17 protein-coding genes are annotated in these 14,787 nt (G+C 36.3%); 13 read left to right on the top strand and 4 right to left on the bottom strand.

The features are described 5' to 3' along the window. Positions 1-38: 38 nt before the first annotated feature. The gene (locus ESU54_RS08690) at positions 39-1,229 is read left to right on the top strand and encodes a pyridoxal phosphate-dependent aminotransferase (protein ID WP_111844566.1); all 1,191 of its coding nucleotides are present in this window, start codon (positions 39-41) and stop codon (positions 1,227-1,229) included. Beyond that, positions 1,229-2,242 carry a UDP-N-acetylmuramate dehydrogenase gene (gene murB / locus ESU54_RS08685; protein ID WP_111844565.1) on the top strand — a complete coding sequence of 338 codons (1,014 nt, stop codon included), beginning with the start codon at positions 1,229-1,231 and terminating at the stop codon, positions 2,240-2,242. The genes ESU54_RS08690 and murB overlap by 1 nt, the downstream gene beginning before the upstream one ends. Here murB and ESU54_RS08680 read toward each other — a convergent pair. After that, positions 2,239-2,778 carry a fasciclin domain-containing protein gene (locus ESU54_RS08680; protein WP_160113279.1) on the bottom strand — a complete coding sequence of 180 codons (540 nt, stop codon included), beginning with the start codon at positions 2,776-2,778 and terminating at the stop codon, positions 2,239-2,241. The two genes, murB and ESU54_RS08680, sit on opposite strands and share 4 nt — an antisense overlap. Before the next feature lie 177 nt (positions 2,779-2,955). Here ESU54_RS08680 and ESU54_RS08675 point away from each other — a divergent pair, with 177 nt between their 5' ends. The 6 genes from ESU54_RS08675 to ESU54_RS08650 all read left to right on the top strand — a co-directional run bounded on the left by ESU54_RS08675 (position 2,956) and on the right by ESU54_RS08650 (position 9,193). Next, positions 2,956-3,180 (top strand): membrane or secreted protein, encoded by a 225-nt coding sequence (locus tag ESU54_RS08675; RefSeq protein WP_111844563.1) that lies wholly within the window; start codon positions 2,956-2,958, stop codon positions 3,178-3,180. 46 nt (positions 3,181-3,226) lie between these two features. Beyond that, entirely contained in the window at positions 3,227-4,321 is a 1,095-nt protein-coding gene (locus ESU54_RS08670; protein ID WP_111844562.1) for a glycosyltransferase, read from the top strand. Continuing rightward, positions 4,312-4,878, top strand: a complete 567-nt coding sequence (locus ESU54_RS08665) for an RNA polymerase sigma factor (RefSeq protein ID WP_111844561.1) — start codon at positions 4,312-4,314, stop codon at positions 4,876-4,878. Before ESU54_RS08670 ends, ESU54_RS08665 begins: the two co-directional genes overlap by 10 nt. Positions 4,879-5,031: 153 nt before the next feature. Then, positions 5,032-5,904 carry a lipoyl synthase gene (gene lipA, locus ESU54_RS08660; RefSeq protein ID WP_111844560.1) on the top strand — a complete coding sequence of 291 codons (873 nt, stop codon included), beginning with the start codon at positions 5,032-5,034 and terminating at the stop codon, positions 5,902-5,904. A 14-nt stretch (positions 5,905-5,918) separates the two neighbouring features. Next, positions 5,919-6,917, top strand: coding sequence for a type I glyceraldehyde-3-phosphate dehydrogenase (gene gap / locus ESU54_RS08655; RefSeq protein WP_111844559.1), 999 nt, complete (start codon positions 5,919-5,921; stop codon positions 6,915-6,917). Positions 6,918-6,946: 29 nt separating this feature from the next. Then, complete coding sequence (locus tag ESU54_RS08650; protein ID WP_235004579.1) at positions 6,947-9,193, top strand: response regulator; 2,247 nt, start codon at positions 6,947-6,949, stop codon at positions 9,191-9,193. Here the strand turns inward: ESU54_RS08650 and lpxK are convergent, their stop codons facing one another. After that, a complete protein-coding gene (gene lpxK / locus ESU54_RS08645) occupies positions 9,194-10,201 on the bottom strand; it encodes a tetraacyldisaccharide 4'-kinase (protein ID WP_111844558.1) in 1,008 nt (335 codons plus the stop codon). 103 nt (positions 10,202-10,304) lie between these two features. On the opposite strand from lpxK, the gene ESU54_RS08640 reads away from it, so the two are divergent. The 3 genes from ESU54_RS08640 (at position 10,305) to msrA (ending at position 12,963) form a co-directional block, all read left to right on the top strand. After that, entirely contained in the window at positions 10,305-11,399 is a 1,095-nt protein-coding gene (locus tag ESU54_RS08640; protein ID WP_111844557.1) for a Nif3-like dinuclear metal center hexameric protein, read from the top strand. 3 nt (positions 11,400-11,402) lie between these two features. Continuing rightward, on the top strand, positions 11,403-12,185 hold the full coding sequence (locus ESU54_RS08635; protein WP_111844556.1) for a zinc ribbon domain-containing protein: 783 nt from the start codon (positions 11,403-11,405) through the stop codon (positions 12,183-12,185). Between the two features lie 106 nt (positions 12,186-12,291). Continuing rightward, complete coding sequence (gene msrA, locus ESU54_RS08630) at positions 12,292-12,963, top strand: peptide-methionine (S)-S-oxide reductase MsrA (RefSeq protein ID WP_111844608.1); 672 nt, start codon at positions 12,292-12,294, stop codon at positions 12,961-12,963. A gap of 37 nt (positions 12,964-13,000) precedes the next feature. Here msrA and ESU54_RS08625 read toward each other — a convergent pair whose 3' ends face one another. Then, a complete protein-coding gene (locus tag ESU54_RS08625; RefSeq protein ID WP_111844555.1) occupies positions 13,001-13,807 on the bottom strand; it encodes a class I SAM-dependent methyltransferase in 807 nt (268 codons plus the stop codon). A gap of 158 nt (positions 13,808-13,965) precedes the next feature. Here ESU54_RS08625 and ESU54_RS08620 point away from each other — a divergent pair, with 158 nt between their 5' ends. Further along, positions 13,966-14,124, top strand: coding sequence for a lmo0937 family membrane protein (locus ESU54_RS08620; RefSeq protein ID WP_014781235.1), 159 nt, complete (start codon positions 13,966-13,968; stop codon positions 14,122-14,124). A gap of 42 nt (positions 14,125-14,166) precedes the next feature. Then, positions 14,167-14,298 (top strand): hypothetical protein, encoded by a 132-nt coding sequence (locus tag ESU54_RS18165; protein WP_262510803.1) that lies wholly within the window; start codon positions 14,167-14,169, stop codon positions 14,296-14,298. A 52-nt stretch (positions 14,299-14,350) separates the two neighbouring features. Here ESU54_RS18165 and ESU54_RS08615 read toward each other — a convergent pair whose 3' ends face one another. Further along, entirely contained in the window at positions 14,351-14,638 is a 288-nt protein-coding gene (locus ESU54_RS08615; protein ID WP_111844554.1) for a GNAT family N-acetyltransferase, read from the bottom strand. Between the last annotated feature and the right edge of the window lie 149 nt (positions 14,639-14,787).

Raw genomic sequence — 14,787 nt, 5'->3', positions numbered from 1 at the left:
AAAATATATTTTGCAACTTTGCGACAAATAAATACACTATGCCTTCAGTTTCAAATAAAGGGAAAAACATGCCGGAATCACCCATCCGCAAACTGGTACCATACGCAGAAAAAGCCTACAAAGCAAATAAAACCGTATATCACCTAAACATTGGTCAGCCTGATATTAAATCGCCCGAAATTGCGATGGAAGCCGTGGCAAACCACAATTTGGAAATTCTTGCCTATACCCGTTCCGAAGGCTCGCAAGAATACCGCGAAAAAATTGCAAATTATTATAAAAACAACAACATTCCTGTTGAAGCAAATAATATCATTGTTACAACTGGTGGTAGTGAAGCACTTCTGTTTGCTATGGGAAGTATTGCAGATGCAGGTGATGAAATTATAATCCCTGAACCATTTTATGCGAATTACAACGGTTTTGCAACAGCTTCAGACGTAAAGATTGTTCCAGTTATTTCAAAGATTGAAAACAATTTTGCGTTACCTCCCATTTCGGAGTTTGAAAAACTAATTACACCAAGAACAAAGGCAATCCTAATTTGCAACCCAGGAAATCCAACCGGATATCTCTATTCTAAGGAAGAAATACAAACCTTGGCTAAAATTGTAAAAAAACACGACTTGTTTTTGGTTGCAGACGAAGTGTATCGTGAGTTTACCTATGATGGTTACAACCACTACTCCATTCTTGAAGAGGAAAGCTTAGCAGAAAACGGAATCATTATCGATTCAGTTTCAAAAAGATATAGCATGTGCGGTGCGCGTATTGGCTATTTGGTTTCAAAAAACAAACAGGTTATAGCTACTGCACTCAAATTTGCACAGGCAAGACTAAGCCCTCCAACATTTGCACAGATCGCGAGTGAAGCGGCTTTGCAAACTCCACAAAGCTATTTTGACGAAGTAATTGTTGAATATCAAGACAGAAGAAACACATTGGTTAATGCTTTAAAAGCTATTCCCGGAGTGCAAGTGGGCGAACCAAAAGGTGCGTTTTATTGCATAGTGCAACTTCCCATAAAAAACAGTGACGCTTTTGCGCAGTGGCTTTTGGAAGAATTTGACGACAAAGGCGAAACCATTATGGTGGCTCCCGCCGCAGGTTTCTATTCCAGCCCTGGCGTAGGCTTGAACCAAATTCGGATTGCTTACGTTTTGAAAAAAGAAAGCCTGGTTCGGGCAGTGGAAATCTTGAAAATTGCCCTTCAGAAATATAAGGATTAATGCGTGTTGAAGAAAACAAATCGCTTAAAAATTACAATACTTTTGGCATAGATTGCAAGGCTCGCTATTTTGTTTCGGTTGAAAGTATTAACGAACTAAAACAAGTACTTTCCGAAAAACCTGCCGAAGAGCTTTTCATCCTCGGTGGAGGAAGTAATATGCTATTGACTGGTGATTTGAATTCGTTTGTGCTTCACATAAACTTAAAGGGAACTGAAATCCTAAAAGAAACTGAAACGGAAGTTTTTGTAAAAGCAATGGCCGGAGAAAACTGGCATTCGTTTGTTCAATATTGTATTTCAAAAGATTTTGGTGGTTTAGAAAATCTCTCATTAATTCCAGGAAACATTGGCACTGCCCCCATCCAGAATATTGGCGCCTATGGCGTGGAATTGAAAGATACTTTTGAAAGTTGTAATACAATTGAAATTAAAACTTTAAAGGAACGGGAATTTACCAAAGCCGAATGTGCTTTTAACTACCGAAACTCCATCTTCAAAAATGAAGCAAAAGGAAAATACATCATTACCAGCGTAACTTTTCGACTTACTAAAAAACATCACAAAACCAGTATTTCCTACGGCGATATTCAGAAGAACTTGGCCGAAAAAAATATTGAAAAACCCACCATCAAAGATATTTCCGAAGCGGTAATCGCCATTCGCCAATCAAAACTTCCAGACCCAAAGGTTTTGGGTAATAGTGGCAGTTTCTTTAAAAACCCTATGATTGATTCAGAAACATTTCAGGAATTTAGAAGAAAGTTTCCTGAAGCTCCTTTTTATGAAGTATCACCAACGGAATTTAAAATTCCCGCAGGTTGGCTAATTGAAAAATCAGGATATAAAGGGCAGCGTTTCGGCGACGCAGGTGTTCACAAAAATCAAGCTCTGGTTTTGGTGAATTATGGAAACGCCACAGGTAAGGAAATCTGGCAACTCGCCATGGATATCCAAAAAAAGGTAAAGGGAATGACCGGAATTTTTATTGAACCGGAAGTGAACGTTTTTTAGTTAGCATTCAGCAAACCATCCAAAACGTAAACCACTCCGTTTGAACTTTCAATACTACCTTTCAATACTTTCGCATTTGCTCCTTTTCCGTCAGAAATAACGATATCTTCACCAGATTTTGTAGCTGTTAAAGTAACCCCAGCAAGCGTTTTCAACTTCACCTTTCCACTTTTATTGATGGTTTGCAGCAAAATTTCTTTATCCATTTTCCCCTGAACTATGTATGATTTCAACATTTCTTCCAACTTCGGTTTATTGTCTGGCGTAGCATAAAATTTCTTTTTCTCCCCTGTAAAAGATTCAAGTGCAATTGTTGAAGGAGCAAAAACAGTATAAGGTCCTTTATCTTCTGAAAGCATCGTTCCCATGCCAGCGGTTACCAAATAACTTGCATATTGTTTTAACTGTGGTTCGGTCATTATGCGGGACATTACACTTTTTATCAAAGCAATATCTTCTGGCGTCAAGTCTTTTTTAGGAGCTCGCTTCATCGGTGGTTTCTGGACCGTATCCAAAACTGCGCTTTCAGTTTCCATTTTTTTGGAGTCTTGTGTTTCATTTTTGCATGAAAAAATCAATAAGGCGAACATAGAAATGAATAAAAAAGCGAATGATTTCGGCATCGTTAAAATATTTAAAATGGAGGCTAAAAATACTTAAATTCCGAGCAAAACAACAAGAAAGATTGTATTTTTGCACTTTAAAATAAAGTCATGAAACTTTTACTTATAACATTAGTATTATTATTACTTGCAGTTGCCGGTATCGCAATTAAATTATGGGCCAAAAAGGACGGTAAATTTGCCGGAACCTGCGCCAGTCAAAGCCCTTTTTTGAACAAAGAAGGTCAAGCTTGCGGTTACTGCGGAAAAACTCCAGATCAGTTTGAAAACTGTGCAGAGGAAAGCCACAAATTGGAAACTTCTAATTCCAAATAAATACCACATTCAAACACAAATCAACTATCTAAAATCATAAATCTTTATGGTGTTACTTTACGTTTTTGGCGCGGTCGCGTTGATTAACTGTGTTTATTACCTCTTTTTTTCGAAACTTGCTTTTTTAAAAACTTCAGAAAGAATTACTTCGGAGAAATATTCCGTCTCTCTTATTGTCTGTGCCAAAAACGAAGCTGAAAATCTTAAAAAAAATATTCCGTTTTGGCAACAGCAAGATTATTCAAATTTTGAAATTATACTTATAAACGACGCCTCGGTTGACGAAACTTTGGAAGTAATGGAAAGTTTTGCGGAAAATGACTCACGCATCCAAATTGTTAATGTGAAAAACAACGAAGCCTTTTGGGCCAACAAAAAATACGCTTTAACTCTTGGCATTAAACGCGCAAAAAACACCCGACTTATATTCACCGATGCAGATTGTTATCCCGCATCAACGGAGTGGTTGGCTATAATGGCCGATAAATTTTCAGACGAAAAACAATTGGTTTTGGGCTATGGTGCTTATGAAAAAAGTCCAGGATTTTTGAACAAAATGATACGTTTTGAAACCTTAATGACTGCGGTTCAATATTTATCGTACGCAAAAGCTGGGAACCCCTATATGGGTGTAGGCCGCAATTTAGCCTATACCAGTAATCTTTACTATGAAAACAATGGCTTTATAAGCCACATTAAGATACCTTCAGGTGACGACGACCTTTTTGTGAATGAAACCGCAACTTCTAAAAACGTTGCAATCTGTATAGAACCAGAAGCTTTTACGTATTCATATGCGAAGAAAAATAAGAAAAAATGGCATATTCAGAAAAAAAGACATTATTCTACCGCAAAACTTTACAAACCAAAGCATCGTTTTCTTTTGGGGGTTTATTACCTCTTTAATTTATTGTTTTGGCTATTGGCACCTATAAGTTTATTCACGGGTTTTTGGGCATTAGGACTGGGTATTATATTTATACGAATTGTTTTTCAGTATATAATTATTGGCAACGCGGCAAAAAAACTAAGGGAAGAAGATTTAGTTCCTTTCATTCCTTTTTATGAATTGTTTTTAATCTTCACTCAATTAAGTATCTTTATTTCTAACAGTAGCGAAAAAAACTCGCGATGGAAATAACTTCGGAAGAAATAGCACACCAAATAGAGAAAGCAAAAAAAGGAAAGCAAGACGCTTTCAAGTTTCTGTTGGATTATTATTGGAATGGGGTTTATGGTTTTCAGCTGAAAAGAGTTCGTAACGAGCACGAAGCTGAAGATATAACCATTGAAACCTTTGCTAAAGCATTTGATAAAATTGAAACTTTCGACGAAAACTACACTTTTTCCACTTGGCTTATCGCTATTTCAAAAAACATCCAAATAGACAAAACGCGGAAAAAAAATGCTTCCATTTATTCAAATACTACCGATACCTCTAACGAACAGATACAAAAAATTGCTGACCACTCGCCCACTCCCGAGGACAAATTGATTCGAGAACAAAATCTTGCAGAACTTTTAAGGTACATCAAACAACTAAAACCACACTACCAAGATGTAATAAATCTTCGCTATTTTCAGGAGATGAGCTATAATGAAATTTCCGAAACCTTGGAAGAGCCACTGAATAATATAAAAGTACGACTCCTTCGTGCGCGAAAACTACTTGCTGAAATTATTACGCAGAAAGGGTAAAAGCTCCCAATATAAATCTCCCAGCGCGGCGGGAAAGAAGCCGATTTTTCAGAAATAATATATTGTAATTTCCATTTCCAATTTTGTCTTTTTTCTTTCTTCTCTTTTCTTTATTCAATTTTCGTATTTCATTTTCGTACTTTTGTCCCCCTTATGAGCACAGAAAATTTGGAAATTCAAAAGCCCGCACCAAAACCGAAATGGTTGCGTGTTAAGCTTCCCACCGGAAAAAAATATACCGAACTACGCGGTGTAGTGGAAAAATATAAACTTCATACCATCTGCACCTCTGGCAGCTGCCCGAATATGGGCGAATGTTGGGGAGAAGGAACCGCAACCTTTATGATTTTGGGGAACATTTGTACCCGTTCCTGCGGTTTTTGCGGCGTAAAAACTGGACGGCCCGAAACAATAGATTGGGACGAACCCGAAAAAGTAGCACGTTCCATAAAATTGATGAATATAAAACACGCAGTGGTCACTTCTGTAGATCGTGACGATTTGAAGGATATGGGTTCCATTATTTGGGCCGAAACCGTTAAGGCTATCCGCAGAATGAATCCTGAAACTACTTTGGAAACCTTGATTCCAGATTTTCAAGGAAACACCAGAAACATAGACCGTATTATTGCTGTAAAACCTGAAGTGATAAGCCACAATATGGAAACCGTAAAAAGATTGACTCGCGAAGTCCGTATCCAGGCAAAATACGAGCGCAGTCTTGAGGTTTTAAATTATTTAAAGCAATCCGGAATGCCTCGCACCAAAAGCGGCATTATGCTCGGTTTGGGCGAAAGGGAAGAAGAGGTTTTTCAAACAATGGAAGATTTGAAAAATATTGGCTTGGATATCTTGACCATTGGCCAGTACTTACAGCCTTCAAAAAAACACCTGCCGGTTAAAGAATTTATTACTCCAGAACAGTTTAAAAAATATGAGACCGTAGGGCTGGAAATGGGTTTCCGTCACATGGAAAGCGGTGCTTTAGTTCGTTCTTCGTATAAAGCACAAAAACATCTCACCTAAATAGCATTTCTGAAATGGACAAAAAGATAACTGTTGGCATTAATGGTTTTGGCCGTATAGGCCGCAATGTTTTCAGATTGTTGCTCAACCACCCTTCAATTGAAGTTGTTGCGGTAAACGATTTGGCCGACACAAAAACGTTGAGCCATCTCTTGAAATATGACAGCATTCACGGCGTTTTAAAAGAAGAAATTTCATATATAGAAAACGAAATCACCGTTGCCGGAAAGAAGGTGAAGTTTTCTTCAGAAAAAAATATAGAAGATATTCGTTGGCAAAATGTTGATATTGTTGTTGAATGCACGGGCAAATTCAAAAGCAAAAAGCAACTTGAAAACCATTTAAAAAACGGAGCTAAAAAAGTAATTCTTTCTGTTCCGCCATTGGATGATGACATTAAAACAGTAGTTCTTGGCGTAAACGATTCAATTCTCGATTCAAGAGATTTAATTATTTCCAACGCTTCCTGCACCACAAACAATGCTGCACCAATGTTGAAAATAATCAATGAGCTTTGCGGTATTGAACAAGCATATATTACTACAATTCACTCGTATACCACCGACCAGAGTTTGCATGACCAGCCACACAGAGATTTACGACGTGCACGGGCTGCTGGACAATCCATTATTCCCACAACTACGGGCGCAGCAAAAGCTTTAACCAAAATATTTCCAGAACTTTCTGAAGTTATTGGCGGGTGCGGAATCCGTGTTCCCGTACCGAATGGCTCTTTGACTGATATAACAGTAAATGTAAAAAAAGAAGTTTCTATTGAAGAAATAAATGCCGCCTTTAAAAAAGCATCCGAAAATTCGCTTACTGGAATCCTTGAATATACCGAAGATCCAATCGTTTCCATAGACATTGTGGGCAATAAACATTCTTGTGTTTTTGACGCGGGAATGACTTCAGTCGTTGGGAAAATGGTAAAAATAATTGGATGGTATGATAACGAAATTGGATATTCCTCCAGAATTATAGATTTAATTGAAAGAATTTCTGTGAAATAACTATATTTAGTCCCCCTTTAAACTAACCAATGCGCCAATTGTTTTTGAAATACAGGATTATAGTGCTTATTCTTGTATGCGCATCATTTTCTGTAAAGTCTTATTCCCACCAAATAAAAGATACTATTGTAGCCATAAAACAACTTCAGTATAACGCTACAAAGGCTCTGGAAAGAGAAGATTTTATTGAAGCTGTAAAAAACTTGAACGATGCCAATAAACTGGCAATGCTACCTAAATATAGAAGCTATAAACCAGATGTTGAGTTAAGCATAGCAGAACTTTATTACAATCTGGAATATTATGAGAAAGCAGTGGAAATAGCTAAAATAGCTATAGAAAACGCTGAAACGTATCAAAACGAATACAAGATTGCGAAAATTTACAACCTTTACGCTATCATACTTATTTCGACTAGAAAATATTCGGAATCAGAATTATATTTAGCCAAAGCAGATTCGCTCTACACAAAACTTAACGACACAAAAAGCAAAGTTAACACTACTTATGGTCATGGCCTACTGGCACTGCAACTTGGAAATTACAATACTGCAGTAGGAAATTTCAAATCTGCCGCAAAAGGCTTTAAGGAACAAGGGCTTCTCTATCAAGAGGTATCTGCATATAGCAATCTTGCAGATGCACTTTCACTTATAAACCCTAAAACCTTTCCAAATCCGCTTATTGAAGCAAGACAATTTATGAACTTAGTTTCAGAAATTGCCTATTCGCAAGGCTTTTCAAAACTATTGATTGAAAATCACCGCATTAATTCCCAGATTTTAATTGCTGAGAAAAGAGGTGCACAGGCAGAGGAAGAATTGAAGTTTTATCTGCATCAAAAAGATTCCTTGAAACAAATACATTTAAAAGCAATTGAACGTGGAATTCAAGCAGAATCTGCAATTGGTGATTTAAAAGAAACCATTGCCAGTCAGCAGAACGACTTGACTAAAAAGGATAAATCGCTTTTCCTTGGAAAACTTACAGGCTGGCTGAGTATTGCTTTAATATTGATACTTTCATTATTAACGCTTTCACTTTATAAAAACAATAATTTAAGGGCAAAAGCTAACGAGCTGTTGCAGGACAAAAATACAGAGCTACAAGAAGCAAAAGAAAACGCAGAAAAAGCCTCACAAGCCAAAGCGCTATTTCTTTCAACCATAACTCATGAACTGAGGACGCCAATGTATACGGTTACTGGATTGACCCACTTACTTTTGGAGGAAGACCCGAAACCCGAACAAAAAGAGCATTTAAATTCTCTTAAATTTTCTGGAGAATATTTGCTTTCGCTCATCAATAATATTCTTGATCTTAACAAGCTGGAGGCCAATAAGGTTGAAATTGAAAAAGTTCCTTTTCATTTGAAAAAAAGGATAGATGGGGTACTCACAGCTTTGAAAAAATCGGCAGAGACTAAGAACAATATTATTAATTACGAATACGACACCACCCTTCCAAATGAAGTGATTGGTGATTCGCTAAAAATATCGCAAATCCTAATTAATCTGATAAGCAATTCAATCAAGTTTACTGAAAACGGCAATATTTGGGTTCGTGTAAAAAATGCTGAAAAAACAGCAAAAAAAGTAGTTGTTCATTTTGAAATTGAAGATACTGGAGACGGTATTTCAAAGAAAAAACAGAATACCATTTTTGAATCTTTCTCTCAAGGTTCGCTTCAAATCAATCGAAAATATGGCGGAACTGGGCTCGGTCTTTCTATTGTTAAAAATCTTTTGGAACTGATGGGAAGCAAAATATTTTTGGAAAGTAAATTGGGTGAAGGCTCTAAATTTTGGTTCAACATAAGCTATGATATAGCTGAAGACAATGGCTTAGAGACTAATCTAAATGATATTGAAGTGGTTTTTGAGAATACTGTTTTCAATAACAAAACTGTGATGATTGTTGAAGACAACAAAATTAACCAAATGATCACCAAAAAAATTCTTGAGAAGAAAAAAATGATCTGTACAGTGGTTGACAACGGTATGGATGCTATAAAATATGCAAAAGAAGAAGATTTCGATATTATTTTAATGGATATTCATATGCCGGGAATAAGCGGAATTGAGGCAACCAAAAAAATCCGTGAGTTTAATAAAACCGTTCCGATTATTGCACTTACTGCAATTACCATAGAAGAGAATTTAGAAGATTTTTACAAGGCAGGTTTCAATGAATTTATTCCAAAACCATTTAAGGCTGAAGACTTCTTCGAGAAAATAAACAGAGTACTTCGCAGTAATGATTTTTTGGTGAAGTAGTTATTCTTTCAATTTAAACTTCCGCTCTATTCTTCTTTTGAAACTGGTTTCTGCTTCGTTTAAAATTACCGTCTTTATTGGTAAATAATAGATTTCAGTTGCGTTTGCTATTGGTTGCAATCGCATAAAATCCTTTTCTGTTGTCAAGATTAAACGATGTTTTTTTAACCTTTCAATCTCAGAAGTCGTGAAATTATGATGGTCCGGAAAAGACTTTTCTTCAAAACCCAATCCTTCATTCTTTAAAAGATCCACCATGGGTTTTGGATTGGCAATACCTGTAACCAAAAGGAATCTCTGATTTTTTAAAAATGAAAGGGGTTTCGATTCTGTTTCGTTTTTTATTTCAGAACTGTATCCTATTTTAGAAAAGTAAATCTCTTGATAGGGTGTCAGTTTCAGTTTCTTCTTTATTTCCTCAATTTTGGAATCACTAATATTTTCCGGACATTTTGTAACCACAATAATATCTGCCCGCTTTGCTCCAAACTTAGGCTCACGAAGATTTCCTGTGGGCAGCATACAATCATCGCTGTACAATTTGTCAAAAGACGTGAGCAAAATATTCACTGAAGCTTTCACTTTTCTATGTTGAAAAGCATCGTCCAGCAAAACCATATCTGCTAAATATTTAAGTTTTTCGATTCCCGTCTGACGATCTTCACAAACTGCCACAGTAATTTCAGGATATTTCTTTTTAAATTGAAGCGGTTCGTCGCCAACTTCTTCAACCAAGTTATTTGCTAAAACTTCTCGGTAACCTTTAGTTTTACGTTTGTAACCGCGGCTCAATATGGCGATTTTATATTCGTCTTTTAAAAGAGAGACCAAAAGCTCGATCATTGGTGATTTTCCAGTGCCGCCAGTAGAAAGATTTCCCACGCAGATAACTGGAAAATCATAATTTTTACTTTTCAGACATCCTTTATTATAGAGAAAATTACGGAGCGCAGTAATACCTCCGTACAACAGTGAAAAAGGAAATAATAACTTCCGCAGAAAATTCATTCAACGAAAGTACTAATTCCGCTGAAAATGATGAATGGTTTAAAATAAAAATAGAAGCCAATAAAAATTCCGCAAACTATTATCTTTACTGAAAATGTAAAAAATGAAGGTAAAAGAAATCATAGTGCTACTTGAAGAACTCTCCCCACTCTCCTATTCCGAAGACTTTGACAATACCGGATTGCTGGTTGGTGATGCCAATGCAACTGTTTCGGGAATCTTGGTAACGCTAGATACACTGGAAAAAGTAGTAGATGAAGCCATAGAAAAAAACTGCAACCTCATCGTTAGCTTTCACCCGATTATTTTTTCAGGATTAAAAAAAATTACTGGAAAAACGTATGTAGAACGGGTCGTTCAGAAGGCAATAAAGCACGACATTGCCATTTTCTCAAACCACACGGCATTGGATAATTCCTGGAACGGCGTGAACGCAATGATCTGCGAAAAACTTGGGCTGAAGAACAGAACGGTTTTAATTCCACAAAACGAAACCATCAAAAAACTCATCACTTTTGTTCCTTCAAAAGATGCGGAAAAAGTTAGAAATGCCCTTTTTGCAGTAGGCGCTGGTAATATTGGTAATTATGAGAATTGCAGCTTCAATATTGAGGGAAAAGGTAGCTTTAAAGGAAATGAAAACTCCAATCCTGTAATTGGGAAAAAAGGTAAATTACATTTTGAAGAAGAAACACAGATTGGAATCACCTTTGCAAAACACCTTCAAAACGCAATTTTGAAATCCCTTTTTGAAACGCATCCTTATGAGGAAGTAGCTTATGAAATAACCACACTTGAAAACCAAAATCAGCATGTAGGTATAGGAATGATTGGCGAATTTGAAAAAGCGATAGTTGAAAAAGAATTCCTAAAGTTTCTTAAAAAAACGATGAAAACAGATTGTGTGCGCCATTCAGCATTGCTTCAAAAATCAATTAAAAGAGTGGCCGTTCTCGGCGGAAGCGGAAGTTTTGCCATTGAGGCCGCAAAAAAAGCTGGGGCGGATGCTTTTATTTCGGCAGATTTTAAATATCATGACTTCTTTAAGGCTGAAAACACAGTGCTTTTGGCGGATATCGGACATTATGAAAGCGAGCAGTACACAAAAGAGCTTTTACATTCTTTCCTTAAGAAAAAAATCACTAATTTTGCAGTCCTTTTATCACAAACAAATACCAATCCTATTAGCTATTTATAATTTATGGCAACAAAAACCGAAGTTACTGTTGAAGAGAAGTTAAGAGCCTTGTATGACCTACAGCTTATTGATTCCAGAATTGATGAAATAAGAAATGTTCGTGGCGAACTTCCGCTGGAAGTTGAAGATCTTGAGGACGAAGTGGCAGGAATGAACACCCGTTTGGAAAAGCTTAAGGCCGATCTTGAGGTAATTGAAGACCAAATCAAGGAAAAAAAGAATAACATTGAAGAGTCCAAAGGGCTCATCAAAAAATATTCTACTCAACAAGACAATGTTCGTAACAACCGTGAATACAACTCTTTGAGTAAAGAAGTTGAATTCCAAGAACTTGAAATACAACTTGCTGAAAAAAACATTAAAGAATACCGTGCTCAGATTGAGCAAAAAAGCCTAGTTATTGAAGAGACTAAAGGACGTTTTGACGAGCGTTCTGAACACTTGAAACACAAACAAAGTGAGCTTGACGAAATTCTGAAAGAAACCGAAAAAGAAGAGCAAACTCTTTTAAAGGAATCCAATAATTTTGAAGCGCAAATTGAACCGCGTCTAATTAAGGCATACAAAAGAATCCGTACGAATGTTAAAAACGGTCTTGCTATAGTAGCCGTTGAACGTGGTGCTTCTGGTGGTTCTTTCTTTATTATTCCGCCACAAGTACAAGTGGAAATCGCCAGCCGTAAAAAAATTATTACTGACGAACACAGCGGCCGTATTCTGGTAGATCCAGATCTTGCAAACGAGGAGCGCGAAAAAATGGAAGCTAGATTTGCTAAACTTAAATAAACACTCTTAAACAATTATAACAAAGCCTTCACAAATAGTGGAGGCTTTTTTTATACTTTTATTGAAAGGTTTTTTTATTCTTAAAGACCAATCCTTAAAAAACGCAATGAAAAGAATCACGATTTTAATTATTAGTATTTTCCTTTTCTCTCTTCAAGGGGCTTGCAAGCCTTCAAATGAAAAAAATATAGAGAACGAGGCTATCGCACAAAAAGAACAAGTCCCTGTTCAAACTGAATCAGTAAACGGATTAAAAAAAGCTTATTTTGCAAGTGGCTGTTTTTGGTGTGTTGAAGCGGTTTACGAAAGTATAGAAGGCGTTAAAGAAGCAATTTCTGGATATAGTGGTGGAAAAACGCAAAATCCAACTTATGAAAATCATGGCGATCACGCTGAAGCTGTTGAAGTTATATATGACCCCGCTAAAGTGAGTTTTGCGCAATTGGTAGCTGTTTACTTTGGATCTCAAAATATAACTCAAGTTAACGGTCAGGGGCCAGACCATGGGGCTTCTTATCGCTCCATTGTTTTCTATCAAAACGATGAAGAAAAGAAAATAATAGTTGAAAAAATTGATGCGCTGAACAAGCAATTAGACGGAGACAAAGTTGCTGCACAAGTTTTGCCCTTTCAAAAATTTTGGGATGCTGAAAACTACCATCAAAACTACGAGCGAAATAATCCGGGGAATCCTTACATTCAAAATGTTTCTATTCCTCGCTTAAACAGGTTTAAGGAAAAATTTCCGGAGTTGTTGAAGAAAGATACAAAGCACTAAATTCTTCGAAATTATCATAATTCTAAAATTCCACAACTTAGGTTGCGGAATTTTTTTTTGCTTTTACTTCAAAAATCAAAGGATACATCTTATCAGTAAGTTCGAACATTCCTTCATCATTCTTTACCAATTTTGGAAAAATATCATAAGGCGATGCATCGTACTCTTTTAAATATTCAATGCGAAGTCCAGCTTCTGAAAGCGATGTAATTACCTCTCCTAAGCTGTGGTTCCAGCCGTATTCCTTACTTACCATTTCTGAATCTATATTTGCATAGGTTCCTTCATATTCTTCATAAATAGCCTCTTTTTGCTGGTAGCCGTATTTCATAACGGGTGGTGAAACGGTATAATCAAACATCCAAGCAATAGGATGAAATTCTACAATATAAAAGAAACCGCCAGGCTTCAATCTTTCTGAAATCATTTTTGCCCAAGGTTTTAAATCTGGTAGCCAGCCTATTGTTCCGTAGCTGGTAAACACGATATCAAACTTCTCTGAAACATATTCTGAAGTGTCCAATACATTGCAGCAAACAAAACTTACGTCAAGCTTTAAGTCTGCATTTAATTGTTTTGCCAGCATAATTCCTTCATCAGAAATATCAACGCCCGTACATTTGGCTCCCATTCGCGCAAAACTCAAGGTATCTTGCCCAAAATGGCACTGAAGATGGAGCAATTTTTTATCAGAAATGTCTCCTAAGGCTTCAATTTCATATTTGTTGAGTGAAGTTTTTCCTTTTCTGAAATTCTGCATATCATAAAAGTCACTTTCAAAATGAATGGCAGCTTTGGTGTTCCATGTTTTTCGATTTGTTTCAAATTTGTCGGAATGATTCATCTAGTAATTTTTGCTAAATATAAAGAATTAACTCAAAAAACACATTCACTAACATTTTTCATATTTATTTGCGCTTTTCGTTAAACATGGGTTAAAAAAATTGAAAAGTGAAAGGTTTTATCGTAGTTTTAATCACACTAACTTTAAAAACTAATATTATGGGTGACATCATTTGGTTAATTGTAGTACTCCTTATTATAGGGTGGCTTGTAGGTTATTTCGGTTTCGGTGAAGCTGTTGGAAGCCTAATTCACATTTTATTGGTCTTAGCTATTATTGGTATTTTATACCGATTAGCAACTGGCCGCAGACCCTAATCAAGCTAAAAACAAATTATTAACTCTTAACAACAAATTAATATGAAAAAAGTATTTTTAATTTTATTTGCTGCAGGTTTAATGAGCACAAGTTTTGTAAGCTGTCGCGAAAAGAAAACAGTTGGAGACAAAATTGAAGATGTTGCGGACGATATAGAAGACGCAGTAGATTAATTCAATCCAAATATTTATTAAAAAATAGCCCTTTCAATTATTCTTGAGAGGGCTATTTCCTTTTATGCTCGTCCGCTACAATGGATTTCCATTCGGGGTGTTTGTCTATATATTTTTTGGTGAAAGGACACACTGGTATCACTTTTAATCCTCTAAGTTCTATTTGCAGCAAAACTTTCTCAGTCATTTCACTAGCAATCCCTTGCCCAGAGAGTTCTTTGGGAACTTCGGTATGGTTTAGAGACAAAATGCCAGGCTGCACGGAATATTCAATGATGGCTTTGTAACCATCAACTTCGGCCTCAAAACGGTTCTTTTCTTTGTTATCAATCACACGCATGCCAATTGGGAAGTTTTATTGGTTCAACGCATTAAAAATACGAAAAATATGATAGGCTTTTATACATAATGATTTTTTGCTAAAATTTAATTCGAACTGGAATTATACAGTTTAGTCCTTATGTGAATCTCTACAATTATCTCATAGAT

It is taken from the genome of Aequorivita antarctica, from assembly GCF_007997155.1.
GTDB classification, from domain to species: Bacteria; Bacteroidota; Bacteroidia; order Flavobacteriales; family Flavobacteriaceae; genus Aequorivita; species Aequorivita antarctica.
This window is presented reverse-complemented; position numbering and strand designations above follow the sequence as displayed.

Excerpts from the sequence above, each read along its gene's own strand:
- ESU54_RS08690 (WP_111844566.1), top strand. The coding sequence starts at position 39 with ATGCCTTCAGTTTCAAATAAAGGGAAAAACATGCCGGAATCACCCATC.
- murB (WP_111844565.1), top strand. The coding sequence starts at position 1,229 with ATGCGTGTTGAAGAAAACAAATCGCTTAAAAATTACAATACTTTTGGC.
- ESU54_RS08680 (WP_160113279.1), bottom strand. The coding sequence starts at position 2,778 with ATGGAAACTGAAAGCGCAGTTTTGGATACGGTCCAGAAACCACCGATG.
- ESU54_RS08675 (WP_111844563.1), top strand. The coding sequence starts at position 2,956 with ATGAAACTTTTACTTATAACATTAGTATTATTATTACTTGCAGTTGCC.
- ESU54_RS08670 (WP_111844562.1), top strand. The coding sequence starts at position 3,227 with ATGGTGTTACTTTACGTTTTTGGCGCGGTCGCGTTGATTAACTGTGTT.
- ESU54_RS08665 (WP_111844561.1), top strand. The coding sequence starts at position 4,312 with ATGGAAATAACTTCGGAAGAAATAGCACACCAAATAGAGAAAGCAAAA.
- lipA (WP_111844560.1), top strand. The coding sequence starts at position 5,032 with ATGAGCACAGAAAATTTGGAAATTCAAAAGCCCGCACCAAAACCGAAA.
- gap (WP_111844559.1), top strand. The coding sequence starts at position 5,919 with ATGGACAAAAAGATAACTGTTGGCATTAATGGTTTTGGCCGTATAGGC.
- ESU54_RS08650 (WP_235004579.1), top strand. The coding sequence starts at position 6,947 with ATGCGCCAATTGTTTTTGAAATACAGGATTATAGTGCTTATTCTTGTA.
- lpxK (WP_111844558.1), bottom strand. The coding sequence starts at position 10,201 with ATGAATTTTCTGCGGAAGTTATTATTTCCTTTTTCACTGTTGTACGGA.
- ESU54_RS08640 (WP_111844557.1), top strand. The coding sequence starts at position 10,305 with ATGAAGGTAAAAGAAATCATAGTGCTACTTGAAGAACTCTCCCCACTC.
- ESU54_RS08635 (WP_111844556.1), top strand. The coding sequence starts at position 11,403 with ATGGCAACAAAAACCGAAGTTACTGTTGAAGAGAAGTTAAGAGCCTTG.
- msrA (WP_111844608.1), top strand. The coding sequence starts at position 12,292 with ATGAAAAGAATCACGATTTTAATTATTAGTATTTTCCTTTTCTCTCTT.
- ESU54_RS08625 (WP_111844555.1), bottom strand. The coding sequence starts at position 13,807 with ATGAATCATTCCGACAAATTTGAAACAAATCGAAAAACATGGAACACC.
- ESU54_RS08620 (WP_014781235.1), top strand. The coding sequence starts at position 13,966 with ATGGGTGACATCATTTGGTTAATTGTAGTACTCCTTATTATAGGGTGG.
- ESU54_RS18165 (WP_262510803.1), top strand. The coding sequence starts at position 14,167 with ATGAAAAAAGTATTTTTAATTTTATTTGCTGCAGGTTTAATGAGCACA.
- ESU54_RS08615 (WP_111844554.1), bottom strand. The coding sequence starts at position 14,638 with ATGCGTGTGATTGATAACAAAGAAAAGAACCGTTTTGAGGCCGAAGTT.